The sequence below is a fragment of the Polymorphospora sp. NPDC050346 genome, assembly GCF_040655695.1.
Classification (GTDB): domain Bacteria; phylum Actinomycetota; class Actinomycetes; order Mycobacteriales; family Micromonosporaceae; genus Polymorphospora; species Polymorphospora lycopeni.
On sequence record NZ_JBFAKM010000012.1, the window covers coordinates 47,956 to 64,141 of the forward strand.

The following is a 16,186-nucleotide window of genomic DNA, read 5'->3' on the forward strand; positions in this document are numbered from 1 at the left end:
GCGTGAGGTTGGTGTCGTGGCAGCCGGACGATCTCGTACGGCGGCTGGACGATGTCGTGGCCGTCTACGGCGAGGCGATGGGCTACCGGGCCGAACTGCTGGAGGCCCGGCGCGGCTACATTGCCACCCACGTACGCCGGCCCGGGTTCCGGGCGGTCGCCACCCTGACCACCGACGGGCAGCTGGCCGGCTTCGGCTACGGCTACACGTCCGGCAGCGGCCAGTGGTGGCACGACCAGGTGCGCCGGGCCCTGGCCGAACCCGAGCGGCGCCGGTGGCTGGTCGACTGCTTCGAGGTCGTCGAACTGCACGTACGGCCGGAGGCGCAGGGCCACGGCCTGGGTGCCCGGCAACTGCGGGCGCTGCTGACGATGGCCGGCGGGGCGACCACGCTGCTGTCCACACCGGAGGCCGACGAGCAGCGGTCCCGGGCGTGGCGGCTCTACCGGCGGTTCGGGTTCGTCGACATCCTGCGAGACTTCCGCTTCCCCGGTGACGAGCGGGCGTTCGCCGTGCTCGGTCGGGATCTGCCGCTGCCGTCGCCGCCACCCCAGTGACCAGGGTCCGGGCCGGGCTGCCCTGGCTGCTGCTCGGTGTGCTGGTGCTGGCGCAGATCGGCTACCCGCTGACCGACGGCACCGCCCGGGCCCGGCTGACGGTGGCCACCGTCGTGCTCGGCTACCTGCTGTCGGTCGGGCACGCGCTGCTGACCCGGGGGCCGCGTACGGCGGCGGCGCTGGTGCTGGTGGCGACCGGTGGCGGGCTGGCGGTCGAGGCGGTCGGCGTCGCCACCGGGGTGCCGTTCGGCTTCTACGACTACTCCGGCGAGCTGGGGCCGAAGCTGCTCGGCGTACCGGTGATCATCCCGCTGGCCTGGACCTGGATGGCGTGGCCGGCGTGGCTGGCCGCGGTCCGGCTGGTCGGGCCCGGCCCCGGCCGGGTGGTGCTGGCCGCGCTCGGCCTGGCCACCTGGGACCTGTTCCTCGACCCGCAGATGGTCGCCGAGGGCTACTGGACGTGGCAGGACCCGACGCCGGCGCTGCCGGGGCTACCCGGCATCCCGGTCGGCAACTACGTCGGCTGGCTGCTCGTCGGGCTGGCGATGATGACGGCACTGGCGACGGTCACCGTGCCGGCCGCCCGCGAGACACGGCCCGGCGACGGGCCGATGTACGCGCTCTACCTGTGGACGTACGGCTCCAGCGTGCTCGCCCACGCGGTCTTCCTCGACCTGCCCGCCTCGGCGGTGTGGGGGGCGGCGACGATGGCGGTGGTGGCCGTACCGCTGGCGGTGGTGCTGGCCCGGGCCGCCGCCCGTGACCGGCGCACCGGCCGGGTCGGCGCGTGACGGCACTGGCGGTCGCACTCGCCGTCGCGGTGACCGGGCTGACCCTGCACACGCTGGTCAACGCGACGAGGTGGCTGCGCCGCCCGCCGGCCGACCCGGCCGGAGTCGACGAGGCGGTGGCGGTGCTGCTGCCGCTGCGCGACGAGGCGACGCGGCTGGCGCCCTGCCTCACGTCCCTGCTCGCCCAGCGGGGCGTGGCCCGGCTCGAGATCGTCGTCCTCGACGACAACTCCACCGACGGCACCGCCGACGCGGTACGCGCCGTCGCCGGCACCGACCCCCGGGTCCGGCTGCTGACCGGGGCGCCGCTGCCGGACGGCTGGCTCGGCAAGCCGTACGCCTGCCACCAGCTCGCCGGGCACGTCTCCCCCGAGGCAAGCGTGCTCGTCTTCGTCGATGCCGACGTGGTGCTCGCCCCGCACGCCGTCGCCGCGTCCGTCGCCGCACTGCGGGACGCGTCGGCGGACCTGCTGACGCCGTACCCGCGGATCCTGGCCGGCTCGGTCGGCGAACGGCTCGTGCAGCCGCTGCTGCAGTGGTCGTGGCTGACGTTCCTGCCGCTGCGGGCGATGGAACGCTCGCCGCGCCCGTCGCTGGCCGCCGCCGGCGGGCAGTTGCTGGTCGTCGACCGGGCCGGCTACGACCGGGCCGGCGGCCACGCGGCGGTCCGCGACCGGGTGCTGGAGGACATCGAACTGGGCCGGGCGGTGAAACGCTCGGGCGGCCGGATCGCGCTCGCCGACGGGTCGGCGCTGGCCACCTGCCGGATGTACACCTCGTGGCGCGAACTGGCCGCCGGCTACACCAAGAGCATGTGGGCGTCGTTCGGTTCGCCGGCCGGCGCCGCCGCCGTCGTGGTCACGCTCCTCGCCCTGTACGCCGTACCGCCGGTCCTCGGCCTGGCGGCCGCTGCCACCGGCCGGTACGGGGTGGCCCTGGCCTGCGCGGCGGCCTGGCTGGCCGGGGTCGCCGGCCGGGTGGTGACGGCCCGGGCGACGGGCGGGCGGGCGTTCCCGGACGCGCTGGCGCACCCGGTGTCGGTCGTGCTGTTCGGGTGGCTGCTCCTGCGGTCGTACGATCTGCGCAGGCGGCGGCAGCTGTCGTGGCGCGGCCGGCCGGTGGCCTGAGGCCCGCCTGCGGCGGGCTCGGGAAGGCAGGGTCGGAAAGGCGGGGCGGCGTGGCGCGGGTCGTGGTGGTGGGTGCCGGGGTCGGCGGGCTGGCGACGGCGGCCCGGCTGGCGGCGACCGGGCACCGGGTCACCGTGGTGGAGCGGTCCGGTGTGGTCGGCGGCAAGCTCGGCCGCTACACCCGGTCGACGCCGGCCGGCACGTTCCGTTTCGACACCGGCCCGAGTCTGCTGACGCTGCCGCAGGTCTTCGCCGACCTGGCCGCCGCGACCGGCGCCGCCCCTGAGGCCGTGGCCGGCCTCGACTTCGGCGGGCTGCTCGATCCCGTACCGCTGGACCCGATCGTCCGGCACCGGTTCGCCGACGGCACCGTGCTCGACTCGTGCGCCGACCCGGACGCCTTCGCCGGCCGGATCGCGGCGGCCCTCGGCCCGGCCGCCGCCGACGACTGGCGGCGGCTGTGGCGGCGCGCCGGCCGGGTCTGGGACGCGTCGTGGCGGGACATCCTGCGCCGCGGCGTCGACTCGCCACTCGCCCTGGCACCGCTCGCCTGGCGGCTACGCGACCTCGCCGCCATCGCCCCCGGCACCACGCTGCGTGGGCTCGGCCGCCGGCACCTGCGCGACCCCCGGCTGCGGATGCTCCTCGACCGCTACGCCACCTACACCGGCGCCGACCCGCGCCGGGCGCCGGCGGCACTGGTCGCGGTGCCGTACGCCGAACTCGCCTTCGGCGGCTGGTATCTGCGCGGCGGCCTCGGTACGCTCGCCGACGCGCTACTGTCCCGCTGCCTCGACCTCGGCGTGGAAATCCACACCGGACAGACCGTGACCGGGATCGACGCCGCCGGCGGCCGGGTGCACCGGGTACGGCTGGCCGGCGCCGCCCCGCTGCCGGCCGACGTGGTGGTCGCCAACGTCGACGCGCAGACCGTCTACCGCGACCTGCTGCCGAGCCCACGCCGGCTGGCCGGGCTCGCCGACCGCAGCCTGGCCGGCTTCGTGCTACTGCTCGGCGTACGCGGCGACTCCGGGCTGGCCCACCACAACGTGTTCTTCCCCGCCGACTACGACGCCGAGTTCGACGCGGTCTTCGGCGATCCGGGGCGGGGTGCGCCGGCCCGACCGGCCGCCGACCCGACCGTCTTCGTCACCGTCGCCGCCGACCCGGCGGTCCGACCGGACGGCCACGAGGCGTGGTTCGTGCTGGTCAACGCGCCCCGGCAGGCCCGTGCACTGTCCGGAGTGGACTGGCGCCGGCCGGGGCTGGCGGAGGCGTACGCCGACCGGGTCCTCGACGTCCTGGCCGCGCGCGGCGTCGACGTCCGCGACCGGTTGCTGTTCCGGGAGGTACGCACCCCGGCCGACCTGGCCGGCGCCACCGCCGCCCCGGGCGGGGCGATCTACGGTACGGCCGGCGGCCTGCTGCGGCCGGCGAACCGTGGCCCGGTGGACGGCCTGTTCCTGGTCGGCGGCTCGGCGCACCCCGGCGGCGGCCTGCCGATGGTCACACTGTCGGCCCAGATCGTCGCCGCAGAAATCGGCCCCGCATAACGAACCCGCCCGCCCCTCCCGCACCCCACTCCCCCGGCGCCCCCCCTCGCCCTCTCGGTCGTTGATCAAGGACAAGTCGTGGGGTGTGTCGCGGCGTGTCGCCCACGACAACTCCTTGATCAACGAACGCGGCGGGCGCGGCGGGCGCGGCGGTCCGGGTGGGGCGCGGGTGGGGTGGGGGCGGGGCCCGGGGGGCTACGCGTTGCCCAGGGCGCGGCGGACGGCGCCCAGCAACTGGAGCAGGCCGCCGAGGGCTATCACGCCCCACACGACCGTGGCCAGGGTCATCGTGCCGGCGGCGAGGTCCGGGTCGACGTACCCGATGCCACCGGCCACCAGCAGGCCGACGATCGCGACCGAGACCCGACTCGGCCGCTCGCCGATGGTCACCACGCCGATCTCCTTCATGCCGACGCCGACCGCCCGCGCCCGGACGTACTCGTGCAGCCAGGACAGCCCGCCGGCGGCGGCGACCACCGGCCCGGGTGCGCCGACCAGCCAGAACGCGACCAGCCAGGCGGCTTCGCCGAGCCGGTCGGCGAACGAGTCGTAGACGTATCCCATCCGGGTGACCCGGCCGGTGACGACCGCGACGGCGCCGTCGGCGCTGTCGGCGATGGCGCCGAGCAGCACGAAGCCGGCGGCGATCAGCGGCCCTTCGACGCCGCGTGGGGCGAAGACGGGTACGCCGACGGACAGCAGTACGCCGACGAAGGTGACGGCGGTGGGCCGGATCCGGATCCGGCCGAGGATCCGGCCCAGCCGGTAGGCGAGGCGCAGCCAGCCGCGCACCACGGTGGAGGCGTCACGGGGGTCGAACCCGCCGTGCAGCCTGGCCCAGGTGCGGGCGTAGTCGTCCCAGTTCAGCAGCGCGATGCCCACCTCAACTCAACCGTCGTACGGCGGATCAGGTGGCGCTGCCGGGCGTGTCACACCCGTACGCCGGCCCGCAGGTGCTGCCACAGGTCTCGGGTGGCGGTCGAGCGGTTGAGGGTGATGAAGTGGATGCCGGGCACGCCCTCGTCGACGAGTCGTTGGCACATCTCGCCGGCGAGTTCGATGCCGAGTTTGCGGACGGCGACCGGGTCGTCGGCGATGCGTTCGAAGCGGGCCGCGAGCGCCTTGGGGAACGGGGCGCCGGAGAGTTTCTCGGAGCGTTCGATGGTGCCCATCCGGGTCACCGGCATCACCCCGGCGACGATCGGGGTGTCGCAGCCGGTGGCGGCGACCCGGTCGCGCAGCCGCAGGTAGTCGTCGGCGTCGAAGAACATCTGGGTGATGGCGAAGTCGGCGCCGGCCCGGCATTTGCGGACGAACTGCGCGGTGTCGCTCTCGATGTCCGGCGACCGGGGGTGCTTGTACGGGAAGGCGGCGACGCCGACGCTGAAGTCGCCGGATTCGCGGACCAGCCGGACCAGTTCCTCGGCGTAGAGGACCCCCTCCGGATGCTGGACCCACTCGCCGGTCGGGTCGCCGGGCGGGTCGCCGCGCACGAGCAGCATGTTGCGGATGCCGGCGGCGGCGAGCCGGCCGACGATGTTGCGCAGCTCGGCGACCGAGTGGTTGACCGCGGTCAGGTGGGCCATCGGCAGCAGGGTGGTGTCGGTGGCGATCCGCTCGGTCACCGCGATGGTGGTGTCGCGGGTCGAGCCACCGGCTCCGTAGGTGATCGAGACGAACGACGGCAGCAGCGGCTCCAGCTCGCGGATCGACCGCCACAGCAACTGCTCGCCCTCGGCGTCCTTCGGCGGGAAGAACTCGAACGAGTAGGTCGGCCCGGGCGCGCGGATCAGGTCCCCGATCGACGGCTGCGAGGCGGGAAGCACAGAGGGAAGGCCGAGCGACACTCCGCGATCGTACCGGCTCCCCCTCGCCCCTCCCGCCCCGTTTCCGCGATCTTGCAATTATCACCCGACAAATCCAACAAAAGGGGGAGACAAGTGCAAGATCGCGGAGAAGGTGTGGGTGGCGGCAGCGCGACCGACGGCGGCGGCTAGCGTCATGGCGTGACCGACGTCGACTCCGTATCCCCGGCCGACCGCACCGGCCCACCGCCGGTCGAGGCCGTCCCGCCCGCGGTCGGGGCCGCCGGCCCGCCGCCGGTCGACCGGGCCGACCTGCGCCGCCGGATCGACCGGGCACTCGCCGACTTCCTGGCCGCCCGGCGGGCCTGGATGACCGACGTCGACCCGGCGCTGCACCCGGTCGCCGACGCGCTCGACGCCTTCCTGCTCCGGGGCAAGCGGCTGCGGCCCGCGTTCGGCTACTGGGGCTACCGCGGCGCCGGTGCCCCGGACTCCGACGAGGTCGTCGCCGCGCTCGCGGCGCTCGAACTGGTGCAGGCCAGCGCGCTGATCCACGACGACCTGATGGACCGCTCCGACACCCGGCGCGGCGAGCCGGCCGTGCACCGTCGGTTCGCCGGCCTGCACCGGGCCGCCGGCTGGCAGGGCAACCCCGACGGGTACGGCGACTCCGCCGCCATCCTGCTCGGCGACCTGTGCCTGGTCTGGTCCGACGAGCTGATGCACCGCAGCGGGCTGGCCCCCGAGGTGGTGGCGCGGGCCCGGCCGGACTTCGACGAGATGCGCACCGAGGTCACCGTCGGACAGTACCTCGACGTACTCACCCAGGTCACCGGGGACACGTCGGTCGAGCGGGCCGGCAAGGTCGCCCGCTACAAGTCGGCGAAGTACACCGTCGAGCGGCCGCTGCTGATCGGGTCGGCGCTGGCCGGGGCGCCGGCGGCGCTACGGGCGACGTACTCGGCGTACGGGCTGCCGCTGGGCGAGGCGTTCCAGTTGCGTGACGACGTACTCGGGGTCTTCGGCGACCCGGCGGTGACCGGCAAGCCGGCCGGTGACGACCTGCGTGAGGGCAAGCGCACCTACCTGGTGGCGGCCGCCTACGAGGCGACCGGCGACGCCGGGCGGGCCGAGCTGGCCGGGCGGCTCGGCGACCCGGACCTCGACACCGACGGGATCGAACGGCTGCGCGCGGTCATCGTGGACAGCGGCGCGCTGGACCGCACCGAGCGGCGGATCGCCGAACTGACCGACACCGCGCTCGCCGCCCTGGCCGGCGGCGACGTCGAGCCGGCGGCCGCCCGGACCCTGGTCGACCTGGCGGTCGCCGCCACCCGCCGCACCGGCTAACACCCGCCCCCCTCCCTCCTCCCCCGCGATCTTGCACTTGTCGCCCGGCGAATCCGGCAAATGGAGGAGACAACCGCAAGATCGCGGGAACGGGTGGGGGCGGAGCGGCGGCGGGCGGGGTGGGTCAGCTGTCGCGGCGGGGGCGGGTGCGGAGCCGCTTCAGGACGCGGCTGCCCTCGCCGGCCGCCGGGGTGCGCTGCACCCCCCGCCGGCCGAGCCACACCCAGGTCGACAGGGTCAGCAGGATCAGCGCGAATCCGAAGAGGAGATCCTCCGCCGGGGCGTACACGATCCGCAGCCCGACGATCGCGTCCGGGTCGTACCGGACGATGTTCCGCCCGGTGAGCACGCCGTTGGACAGCAGCTGGAAGAACACGACGATCGGGTACGTCGCCCAGAAGACGCCGCGCAGCACCAGCCGGGTACGCAGCACGAACAGGTCCACGGCCAGCGCGCCGACCACGCCGAGCAGCGCCGCGGCGGTGTAGGTCACGGCTCGTCCCCCGCCCGCCACCGCAGCACGGCCCGGACCGCCTCGAAACCGAGCACCGCGCAGACCGGTACGACGACGAAGAACAGCAGCTCGTCGACGGGCAGCCGGCCGGGCAGCATGATCCCGGTGATCTGGTCGGGGTCGAAGCTCCAGTGGCCGGCGGCGATGGCCGCGAGGTCCCAGGCGACGAAGACGACCACGACCGGCAGCAGGGTGAGCAGCAGCCGGCGCCACCGGCGCAGCACGTTGACCCGGAACACCGGCTCGAGCCAGATGGCGGCGAGCAGGCACCCCGCGAGCACCGCCAGATAGGCGAGACGTCCCATCCGCCGGCTCAGAACCCGAGTGCCTGCGCGCGCCGCTTGACCTCGGTCGCCAGGTCACCGCCGAGCGCGACCGCCGGGATACCCGGAAGGGTGTCGTCCGGCGTGTACAGCCACCGCAGGGCCTCTTCGTCGTTGTACCCGGAGTCACGGAGCACGGTCACGATGCCGGGGAGGTGCTTGAGCACGGTGCGGTTCGCCACCAGCTCCGCCGGCACCATCCGGATGCCGTCGCGCCGCACCGCGATCAGCGCGCCTTCGCGGATCATCTGGTGCACCTTGCTGATCGTGATGTCCAGCAGTTCGGCGACGGCGGGCAGCGTCAGCCACTCCCGCGCCGGGACGTCGGGGGCGGTGGGTACGGAATCGGTCACCCGGTCACCCTGCCACGCCGTCGCCGGCCCCCACCACCGGCCCCGTGGCCGGCACCCCTCGCCCTCCCCCATGTCCCGCGCGGCCCGGTGTCCCGTCCGGACCCGCCCGCGCCCGGTCGCGCGGTGGCCCCGTACCCCTCGGGCCGGCCGCCGGAAGGATCCTCGACGTGAGCACCTGGCGGGGCGTACGCCATGAACTTGCCGGCGCGTGGCGATCGCTGCGCTACGACCTGGGCCGGCGCGAGCCCGCGGTGGGCCCACCGGCCGGGCCGGCCCGGCCGGCGCCCGGTCCGGCGCATCCGGCGGCACCACGCCGGGCGCTGGTCGCCTCGTCGATCGGGGCGCTGGCGGTCGCCGGCACGGCCGGCACGTATCTGATGGTCGGCGGCCTGGAGACGGTGCACAACGAGCGGCCGGCCGGGGCGCCCAGCCCGGCGCCGGCGGTGGCGGAACAGGGCGGCCAGGCGTCGCGGGACGACTCCGGGGCGCCCCCGGTCGTGCCGGGCGCCGGACCGACCGGTCCGGCCGGGTCGGGTGCCAGCCCGTCCGCCACGCCGGACCCGGCGCAGCCGTCGCCGACGCGGGAGTCGCCGGAGTCCAGCCCGCGCCCGACCCCGAGCTGCGAGTGCCCCGACCCGAGGCCGACGACGTCCAGTCCGCACCCGCCGACCTGGCCGCCGCCGTCGCCGACCGCCTCGCCGACACCGAGCCCCACGCCGTCCACGTCGCCGAGCGCCTCGCCGACGGCGTCGCCGACCGTCCCGCCGACGCCGACGCCGAGCGGCGAGACCAGCCCGCAACCAACGCCCGACCAGGGATGACGGCCGTCACGGCCGGTCGGTCCGCGGTCACGGCGCGGCGCGCCCCATACCGCTTCGGTACCGGCTGTGGCATCCTGTTCTGCCGTCACCCACCCGACACATAGACTGCCTGCCGATGGACATTCAGGTCGCCGACACTCTGCTTGGCTCGTTGATCGACGAGCGCTACCGCATCCGCGGGCGCGTGGCCCGCGGTGGGATGGCGACCGTGTACACCGCGACGGACGAACGCCTCGAACGCACGGTCGCTCTCAAGATCATTCATCCGACCCAGGCGCCGGACGCCCGGGCCCGGCTCGCCGGATTCGTCGAGCGGTTCACCGACGAGGCCAAGACCATCGCCCGGCTCACCCACCCCAACGTGGTGGCCGTCTACGACCAGGGCGTGCACAACGGCCTGCCCTACCTGGTGATGGAATACGTGCGCGGCCGCACCCTGCGGGAGATCCTCATCGAGCGCCGCCGGCTCAACCCCGGCGAGGCGCTGGCGATCCTCGACCAGATGCTGGCCGCCATCGCCGCCGCGCACCGCGCCGGCCTGGTGCACCGCGACGTGAAGCCGGAGAACGTGCTGGTCGCCGAGGCGCCCAGCGGCGGCGCCGGCAACCTGATCGACAGCGTCGTCAAGGTCGCCGACTTCGGGCTGGCCCGCGCCGTCGAGGCGAGCGCCGACGAGGAGAACGGCGGCCAGCTGATGGCGACCGTCGCGTACGTGGCGCCCGAACTGGTCACCGAGGGCCGGGCCGACCCGCGCAGCGACGTCTACTCCGCCGGCATCGTGCTCTTCGAGATGCTGACCGGCCGGGTGCCGTACGACGGAGACCGGCCGGTCGACGTCGCCTGGCAGCACGTCGACCGGGACGTACCGCCGCCGTCGAAGTTCGTGCCCGGCCTGCCGTCGGTCCTCGACGACCTGGTCACCCGCTCCACCCGCCGCGACCCTGGCGAACGCCCGACCGACGCCGGCGCGCTGCTGACCGAGGTGCAGGGCGCCCGCGACGACCTCGGCAACGCCAGCGTCAACACCGCCGTACTGCGCCAGGTCGCCCAGCCCACCATGGTCGTGTCGTCGGTCCAGACGACCGACCGGCCGTCGTGGGCCCGGCTCCCCGACCAGAAGGCGGCGGCACCGGCCGCCGCCCCACAACAGCCGCGCCGCCGGCGGGCCGCCGAGCCCGCCGAGACCCCGCCGCTGCCCGAACGCCTGAAGGCGATGTGGCAGGTCGTGATGAGCGACCGCCGGGGCCGCACGGCCGTGGCCGCCGCGATCGTGGTGCTGGGGCTGGTGGCGGCGCTCGGCGGCTGGTGGTTCGGCGTCGGCCGCTACACCGTGGCCCCGGAACTGGTCAACATGTCCAAGGCCGCCGCCGAGGAACAGGCCGCCCGGGGCGGCTTCACCATCACCTGGGGCGATCCGCGACACGACGAGAACATCGAACGCGACGTGGTGCTCAGCCAGGACCCGCCGACGAGCGAGCGGATCCTCAAGGGCGGCACCATCACGCTCGTGCTCTCCCTCGGCCCGGAGCGTTACCAGGTGCCCGACGTGGTCGGCAAGACGTTCGACCTGGCCCAGCTCGACCTGGAGAACGCCCAGCTGAAGGTGACCAAGGGCGCCGACCGGTACGACAACAACCTGCCGGCGGGCACCGTCATCGCCGTCGACCCGGCGGTCGGCACCGAGGTCAAGCCCGGCGACGAGATCACCGTCTTCGTCAGCAAGGGACGCGCACCGATCACCGTCCCCAACCTGATCGGTAAGAGCGTCGCCGAGGCCCGCACCACCCTGGCCGGACTCGGCCTGGTCGCCCGCGAGTCGTACGTCGACTCCGACCAGCCGAAGGACCAGGTCCTGCGGCAGGAACCGGCCGACGGAGCCGGCGTGGAACGCGGCGCCGAAGTCAAGATCGACGTCAGCAAGGGGCCACCGGCCGTCATCGTCCAGCGGGTCATCGGCATGCCGTGCCCGCAGGCCAAGGCCGCCCTGGAGGCACAGGGCCTGACCGTACGCGTCGACTTCAACCCCAACGGCACCGTCGCCTACCAGCAGCCGGGTGAGAACTCCGAGGTGCCGCCGGGCACCGAGATCGCCATCGGATGCTTCTGACATGGCGGTGACCAGGCCCGTCGGCTCCCACACGCCCACCGCCGGCGGCCTCGCCAAAGCGGCCCTGCCATACGTCGACGCCGCCGGCGCCGAAGCCGTACAGGTCTACGTCGGCAACTCACGCGGCTGGGCGCTGCCGCCCGGCGACCCGGCCCAGGACGAACTGTTCCGGGCCGGGTGCGCCGAACGCGGCATCCCGGCATACATCCACGCCTCGCTGCTGGTCAACATCGGGTCACCGACCCCCGCCACGGTCGAACGATCGGTGGCGACGCTGGCGCACGCGCTCCAGCGGGGCACCGCGATCGGCGCCACCGGAGTCGTGTTCCACGCCGGCAGCGCCGTCGACGCCACCCACACCGACGCCGCGATGCGCCAGGTACGCGAGGCGCTGCTGCCCCTCCTCGACCGGGCCGCCGAGGACGGCGGCCCCAAACTGCTCGTCGAGCCGAGCGCCGGCGGCGGCCGCTCGCTGGCGTCGAAGGTCGAACACCTCGGCCCCTACCTCGACGCCGTCGACCGGCACCCGTGGCTCGGCGTCTGCTTCGACACCTGCCACGCCTGGGCCGCCGGACACGACCTCGCCCGCCCCGGCGGCATGACCGCGACCCTCGACTCGCTGGTGGCGACCGTGGGCGACGACCGGCTGTGGCTCGTACACGCCAACGACTCCCGCGACACCTGCGGGTCCACCCGCGACCGCCACGAGACGATCGGCAAGGGCACGATCGGCGAGCCCGCCTTCGCAGAATTGATGCGTCATCCGGCAACCGCCGGAGTCGCCGTGATCGTCGAGACCCCCAGCGAACATCACGCCACCGACATCGCCACCCTCCAGAAGCTGTGCTAGCTGGCCTCGGATGTGTTTCTGGCCTCGGCTCTATTTCTGGCCTCGCCTTCGGCTCGGCTGGCTCGCTCCGCTTCGCGCCGCCTGATTGCACCGTCTTCACCCTGCGGGCATGACGGCTTCGCCGCATGTCCTCGGGCTCCAGACGGTGCGGCGGCGCTCGGTCGACTCGCGACTTTTGTTGCGGTCAGCCCTGTCCGCCGATTGCTTCGCCGAACGTCCCGGGTCGGCGACCGGTCGCCCGGGAGGACCCGCTGGCGCTCACCCTGACCGCCGCAGCGCCCGCCCGCAGCCCTGACGAAGACGGAAGGGGCGACTCCCACGGCAACCTCGCGCGGGTACTGCAGGGCGTGACGTTGATCTGAGCGGGAGGGACCCTACCCGCGCCGGATAAGGTCTCTCCCGCCCAGATCAACAACGGCCACCACACGCGGTTCCGACAAAGCGGACAGTGATGGCGGACGTCGCGGCGGCGGTCACCACGAAGACCCGGACATTTCAACGAAGCAATCGGCGGACAGCCCTAGACCGCGACCCAGGTCGCGAGTCGACCGAGCGCCGCCGCACCGTCTGGAGCCCGAGGACATGCGGCGAAGCCGTCATGCCCGCAGGGTGAAGACGGTGCATTTAGGCGGCGCGAAGCGGAGCGAGCCGTCCGAGCGGAGCGAGGACCAGCCAACACAGCCCAGCTCCTCCGATCAGGGTGATATCTCACGGACTCCTTGCGTGAACGGCCCCCTTTAGGGCAGCCTTACTGAGGTCAGCCTAACCGCAGGAGGGCACCCCTCATGTACGTCTGCATCTGCGCGCGCGTCCGCGAAGGCGAGGTCCGCACCGCGATCCGCCTCGGCGCGCACTGCGAGGAGTCTGTCGGGGATTCCTGTGGCGCCGGCACCGGCTGCGGCACCTGCCTGGACCGCATCTGTGACCTGATCGAGGAGGAGACCCGCACCGACACGCTCGTCACGATCGCGGCCTGATCCCTACGGCCGAGTAGGCTTACCCCACAGGTAACTCTTGTGGGGGTTTTGTCATGCAAGGCGACAGCCGGGTAATCGAGTTTCTGAACGAGCAGCTCACCGCGGAACTCACCGCGATCAACCAATACTTCCTGCACGCCAAGATGCAGGAGAACTGGGGCTACACCAAGCTGGCGAAACACACCCGGCACGAGTCCATCGACGAGATGAAGCACGCCGAGGTGCTGACCGACCGGATCCTGTTCCTCGAGGGCCTGCCCAACTACCAGAAGCTCTTCGCGCTGCGGATCGGCGAGACGGTCAAGGAGCAGTTCGAGTGCGACATGAAGATCGAGGTCGAGGCGGTCGACCGGCTGCGCCGCGGGATCGAATACATGCGCTCGATCGGTGACACGACCTCGGCGAGGATCTTCGAGGACATCCTGGCCGACGAGGAGCACCACGTCGACTACCTGGAGACCCAGCTCGGGCTGATCGAGAAGCTCGGCGAGGCGATCTACCTCCAGAACGTGACCGAGCACCCCGAGGTCTGACATACCCGTACGCGAAAAAGCCGGGCCCGTGTGACGCGGGCCCGGCTTTTCGTGTGTGGTCAGCCGCGCAGGACGCGGGTCAGCACCTCGATGGCGTGGTCGATGCCGGCGTCGTCGACCTCGTAGTGGGTGACCAGGCGGCCGACGTACGGGCCGAGCACCGACACGAGGACGCCTTCGGCGCGGGCGGCGGCCGCCACGCCGGCGGCGTCGAGCGGCGACTTCGACAGGTCCAGCGGCACGAGGTTGGTGCGTACCGGGCCGGCCAGCACACCGAACGGCGCGATCGCCTCGGCGAGCCGGGCGGCGCGGGCGTGGTCGTCGGCGAGCCGCCCGACGTGGTGGTCGAGCGCGTACCGGCCGGCGGCGGCGAGCACCCCGACCTGGCGCAGGCCGCCGCCCATCCGCTTGCGGATCACCCGGGCGCGGGCCATCCGTTCGGCGCTGCCGACGATCACCGAACCGGCCGGCGCGCCGAGGCCCTTGGACAGGCAGACCGACAGGGTGTCGAACAGTTCGCCGTACGTCTTCAGCGGCACGTCGTCGGCGACGTGCGCGTGCCAGATCCGGGCGCCGTCGCAGTGCAGCGCGACGCCGGCCCGGTCGGCGATGCCGCGCAGGGCGCGCAGGGTGGCCAGCGGGACCACCCCGCCGCCGCCCCGGTTGTGGGTCTGCTCGACGGCGATGGCCCGGGTCGGCACCGCGTGGTAGCCGTCGGGGCGGATCATCGCCGCGACCGTCTCGGGGTCGACGTCGGCGCCGACGGCCGGCCAGGTCCGGGTCGATATCCCGCCGTACGCGGCCGCGGCCGCCATCTCGTACGTCACCACGTGCGCGTCGGCGTCACAGAGCAGCTCGTGTGCCGGCGGTACGAGCAGTTGCAGCGCGATCTGGTTGGCCATGGAGCCGGTCGGGGCCCACAGCGCCGCCTCGTGCCCGAACAGTTCCGCCACGTGGGCTTCGAGCGCGTTGACGGTCGGGTCCTCGGCGTAGACGTCGTCGCCGACGTCGGCGGCGGCCATCGCCGCCCGCATCGGCGGGGTGGGCTTGGTGACGGTGTCGGAGCGCAGGTCGACGACGGGGCGCCCGGTCGATTCAGCCACGGAGCATCTCCGCGACCAGGAACGCCAGTTCGAGCGACTGCTGGGTGTTGAGCCGGGGGTCGCAGGCGGTCTCGTAGCGGCCCGGCAGGTCGATGTCCTGGATCGCCTGGGCGCCGCCGAGGCACTCGGTGACGTCTTCGCCGGTCAGCTCGACGTGCAGACCGCCGGGGTGGGTCTCCAGGTTCCGGTGGACCTCGAAGTAGCCGAGCACCTCGTCGACGATCCGGTCGAAGTGCCGGGTCTTGTAGCCGTTGGACGACTCGTGGGTGTTGCCGTGCATCGGGTCGCACTGCCACACCACGCGGGCGCCGGCGGCGGTCACCTTCTCGACGATCGGCGGCAGCGCGTCGCGTACCTTGTGGTTGCCCATCCGGCTGATCAGGGTGAGCTTGCCCGGGACGTTGTCCGGGTTGAGCTTCTCGCACAGCTCGATCGCCTGCTCGGGGCTGGTGCCGGGGCCGAGCTTGACCCCGACCGGGTTGGCGATCCGGGAGATGTAGTCGATGTGCGCGCCGTCGAGCTGGCGGGTGCGTTCGCCGACCCAGAGGAAGTGCCCGGACAGGCCGTACGCCCGGTTGTCGGAGACCCGGGTCAGCGCCCGGTCGTATTCCAGCGCGAGCGCCTCGTGCGAGCAGAAGAGGGTGACCTTGCGCAGCGCCTCGTCGTCGGTCATCCCGCACGCCTGGATGAACGCGAGCGCCCGGTCGATCTCGCGGGCGATCGCCTCGTAGCGCTCGCCGGCGGCCGAACTGCGGACGAAGTCCTTGTTCCAGTCGTGCAGGCCGTGCAGGTCGGCGAGGCCACCGCTGAGGTAGGCCCGGAGCATGTTCATCGCCGCCGCCGAGTTGGCGTACGCCCGGATCATGCGCTGCGGGTCGGCGATTCGGGCCTCCGCCGTCGCCTCCAGCGAGTTGATCATGTCGCCGCGGTAGGCCGGCAGGCCGAGCGCGTCGGTCGGCGCCGACCGCGGCTTGGTGTACTGCCCGGCGACCCGGGCCACCTTCACCACCGGCAGCGACGCCCCGTACGTCAGCACCACCGCCATCTGCAGCAGCGTGCGGGCGTTGGCGAGCAGGTGGCTCTCGGTGTTGTCGACGAACGTCTCCGCGCAGTCGCCGCCCTGGAGCAGGAACGCCTTGCCGTCGCAGACCAGGGCCAGCCGCTCGCGCAGCAGGTCGACCTCGTACGGCGCGACGATCGACGGCACGTTGTCGAGCACCCGGCAGACGTCGGCGACGGCGGCCGGGTCGGGCCACGGCGGGGTCTGCGCCCGGGGCAGGTCGCGCCACCGGTCGAGCCCGAGGGCGGCGTCCTCGGCGGAATCGGTCGAGGGGCGGGTGGTCTGCAAGCCGGGGTTACCGACCCCGGGATGGCTCAACTGGTGCCACTCTTGGCGCATGCGAGCAAGCGTACGGCGGACAC

Annotated in this window: 17 protein-coding genes; 10 read left to right on the forward strand and 7 right to left on the reverse strand. The window is 73.5% G+C overall.

Features of this window, described 5'->3' with window-relative positions:
• Positions 1 to 2 precede the first annotated feature (2 nt).
• Genes AB0I42_RS14770 through crtI form a run of 4 tightly spaced genes read left to right on the forward strand, consistent with a single transcriptional unit; the run spans position 3 to position 4,028 of the window.
• Positions 3 to 557: a GNAT family N-acetyltransferase gene (locus AB0I42_RS14770; RefSeq protein ID WP_357537570.1), complete on the forward strand. Its 555-nt coding sequence runs from the start codon at positions 3 to 5 to the stop codon at positions 555 to 557.
• Positions 554 to 1,348 carry a carotenoid biosynthesis protein gene (locus AB0I42_RS14775; protein WP_357537572.1) on the forward strand — a complete coding sequence of 265 codons (795 nt, stop codon included), beginning with the start codon at positions 554 to 556 and terminating at the stop codon, positions 1,346 to 1,348. The genes AB0I42_RS14770 and AB0I42_RS14775 overlap by 4 nt, the downstream gene beginning before the upstream one ends.
• Positions 1,349 to 1,353: 5 nt before the next feature.
• Complete coding sequence (locus AB0I42_RS14780; protein WP_357537823.1) at positions 1,354 to 2,475, forward strand: glycosyltransferase family 2 protein; 1,122 nt, start codon at positions 1,354 to 1,356, stop codon at positions 2,473 to 2,475.
• Positions 2,476 to 2,525: 50 nt separating this feature from the next.
• Positions 2,526 to 4,028 carry a phytoene desaturase family protein gene (gene crtI / locus AB0I42_RS14785; protein WP_357537574.1) on the forward strand — a complete coding sequence of 501 codons (1,503 nt, stop codon included), beginning with the start codon at positions 2,526 to 2,528 and terminating at the stop codon, positions 4,026 to 4,028.
• A 195-nt stretch (positions 4,029 to 4,223) separates the two neighbouring features.
• On the opposite strand, the gene AB0I42_RS14790 is transcribed toward crtI, so the two are convergent.
• A complete protein-coding gene (locus tag AB0I42_RS14790; RefSeq protein ID WP_357537575.1) occupies positions 4,224 to 4,910 on the reverse strand; it encodes a CDP-alcohol phosphatidyltransferase family protein in 687 nt (228 codons plus the stop codon).
• 47 nt (positions 4,911 to 4,957) lie between these two features.
• Positions 4,958 to 5,875: a methylenetetrahydrofolate reductase [NAD(P)H] gene (gene metF, locus AB0I42_RS14795; RefSeq protein WP_357537577.1), complete on the reverse strand. Its 918-nt coding sequence runs from the start codon at positions 5,873 to 5,875 to the stop codon at positions 4,958 to 4,960.
• Between the two features lie 327 nt (positions 5,876 to 6,202).
• Between metF and AB0I42_RS14800 the strand changes: the two genes are divergently transcribed.
• Positions 6,203 to 7,183: a polyprenyl synthetase family protein gene (locus AB0I42_RS14800; RefSeq protein WP_357537825.1), complete on the forward strand. Its 981-nt coding sequence runs from the start codon at positions 6,203 to 6,205 to the stop codon at positions 7,181 to 7,183.
• A 124-nt stretch (positions 7,184 to 7,307) separates the two neighbouring features.
• Here the strand turns inward: AB0I42_RS14800 and AB0I42_RS14805 are convergent, their stop codons facing one another.
• Genes AB0I42_RS14805 through AB0I42_RS14815 form a run of 3 tightly spaced genes read right to left on the reverse strand, consistent with a single transcriptional unit; the run spans position 7,308 to position 8,373 of the window.
• Positions 7,308 to 7,676, reverse strand: a complete 369-nt coding sequence (locus tag AB0I42_RS14805; RefSeq protein ID WP_357537579.1) for a lycopene cyclase domain-containing protein — start codon at positions 7,674 to 7,676, stop codon at positions 7,308 to 7,310.
• Complete coding sequence (locus AB0I42_RS14810; RefSeq protein ID WP_357537581.1) at positions 7,673 to 8,002, reverse strand: lycopene cyclase domain-containing protein; 330 nt, start codon at positions 8,000 to 8,002, stop codon at positions 7,673 to 7,675. The genes AB0I42_RS14805 and AB0I42_RS14810 overlap by 4 nt, the downstream gene beginning before the upstream one ends.
• 8 nt (positions 8,003 to 8,010) lie before the next feature.
• Positions 8,011 to 8,373 (reverse strand): Rv2175c family DNA-binding protein, encoded by a 363-nt coding sequence (locus AB0I42_RS14815; RefSeq protein ID WP_357537583.1) that lies wholly within the window; start codon positions 8,371 to 8,373, stop codon positions 8,011 to 8,013.
• A 167-nt stretch (positions 8,374 to 8,540) separates the two neighbouring features.
• On the opposite strand from AB0I42_RS14815, the gene AB0I42_RS14820 reads away from it, so the two are divergent.
• The 5 genes from AB0I42_RS14820 (at position 8,541) to bfr (ending at position 13,661) form a co-directional block, all read left to right on the forward strand.
• Positions 8,541 to 9,194 carry a hypothetical protein gene (locus AB0I42_RS14820; protein ID WP_357537585.1) on the forward strand — a complete coding sequence of 218 codons (654 nt, stop codon included), beginning with the start codon at positions 8,541 to 8,543 and terminating at the stop codon, positions 9,192 to 9,194.
• A gap of 115 nt (positions 9,195 to 9,309) precedes the next feature.
• Positions 9,310 to 11,301 (forward strand): Stk1 family PASTA domain-containing Ser/Thr kinase, encoded by a 1,992-nt coding sequence (pknB, locus tag AB0I42_RS14825; RefSeq protein ID WP_357537587.1) that lies wholly within the window; start codon positions 9,310 to 9,312, stop codon positions 11,299 to 11,301.
• A gap of 1 nt (position 11,302) precedes the next feature.
• Positions 11,303 to 12,151, forward strand: a complete 849-nt coding sequence (locus AB0I42_RS14830; RefSeq protein WP_357537589.1) for a deoxyribonuclease IV — start codon at positions 11,303 to 11,305, stop codon at positions 12,149 to 12,151.
• A 785-nt stretch (positions 12,152 to 12,936) separates the two neighbouring features.
• Positions 12,937 to 13,128: a (2Fe-2S)-binding protein gene (locus AB0I42_RS14835; RefSeq protein ID WP_357537591.1), complete on the forward strand. Its 192-nt coding sequence runs from the start codon at positions 12,937 to 12,939 to the stop codon at positions 13,126 to 13,128.
• Positions 13,129 to 13,181: 53 nt separating this feature from the next.
• On the forward strand, positions 13,182 to 13,661 hold the full coding sequence (gene bfr / locus AB0I42_RS14840; protein ID WP_357516065.1) for a bacterioferritin: 480 nt from the start codon (positions 13,182 to 13,184) through the stop codon (positions 13,659 to 13,661).
• Positions 13,662 to 13,720: 59 nt separating this feature from the next.
• Here the strand turns inward: bfr and AB0I42_RS14845 are convergent, their stop codons facing one another.
• Together AB0I42_RS14845 and AB0I42_RS14850 are read right to left on the reverse strand one after the other, a co-directional pair.
• The gene (locus AB0I42_RS14845) at positions 13,721 to 14,764 is read right to left on the reverse strand and encodes a GntG family PLP-dependent aldolase (protein ID WP_357537593.1); all 1,044 of its coding nucleotides are present in this window, start codon (positions 14,762 to 14,764) and stop codon (positions 13,721 to 13,723) included.
• Entirely contained in the window at positions 14,757 to 16,163 is a 1,407-nt protein-coding gene (locus AB0I42_RS14850) for a class II 3-deoxy-7-phosphoheptulonate synthase (protein WP_357537595.1), read from the reverse strand. Before AB0I42_RS14850 ends, AB0I42_RS14845 begins: the two co-directional genes overlap by 8 nt.
• Between the last annotated feature and the right edge of the window lie 23 nt (positions 16,164 to 16,186).

Bases quoted from the DNA above. Each gene is read 5' to 3' on its own strand.
- AB0I42_RS14800 (WP_357537825.1), top strand. From the start codon at position 6,203: ATGACCGACGTCGACCCGGCGCTGCACCCGGTCGCCGACGCGCTCGAC.
- AB0I42_RS14810 (WP_357537581.1), bottom strand. From the start codon at position 8,002: ATGGGACGTCTCGCCTATCTGGCGGTGCTCGCGGGGTGCCTGCTCGCC.
- pknB (WP_357537587.1), top strand. From the start codon at position 9,310: ATGGACATTCAGGTCGCCGACACTCTGCTTGGCTCGTTGATCGACGAG.
- AB0I42_RS14830 (WP_357537589.1), top strand. From the start codon at position 11,303: ATGGCGGTGACCAGGCCCGTCGGCTCCCACACGCCCACCGCCGGCGGC.
- AB0I42_RS14835 (WP_357537591.1), top strand. From the start codon at position 12,937: ATGTACGTCTGCATCTGCGCGCGCGTCCGCGAAGGCGAGGTCCGCACC.
- bfr (WP_357516065.1), top strand. From the start codon at position 13,182: ATGCAAGGCGACAGCCGGGTAATCGAGTTTCTGAACGAGCAGCTCACC.
- AB0I42_RS14850 (WP_357537595.1), bottom strand. From the start codon at position 16,163: ATGCGCCAAGAGTGGCACCAGTTGAGCCATCCCGGGGTCGGTAACCCC.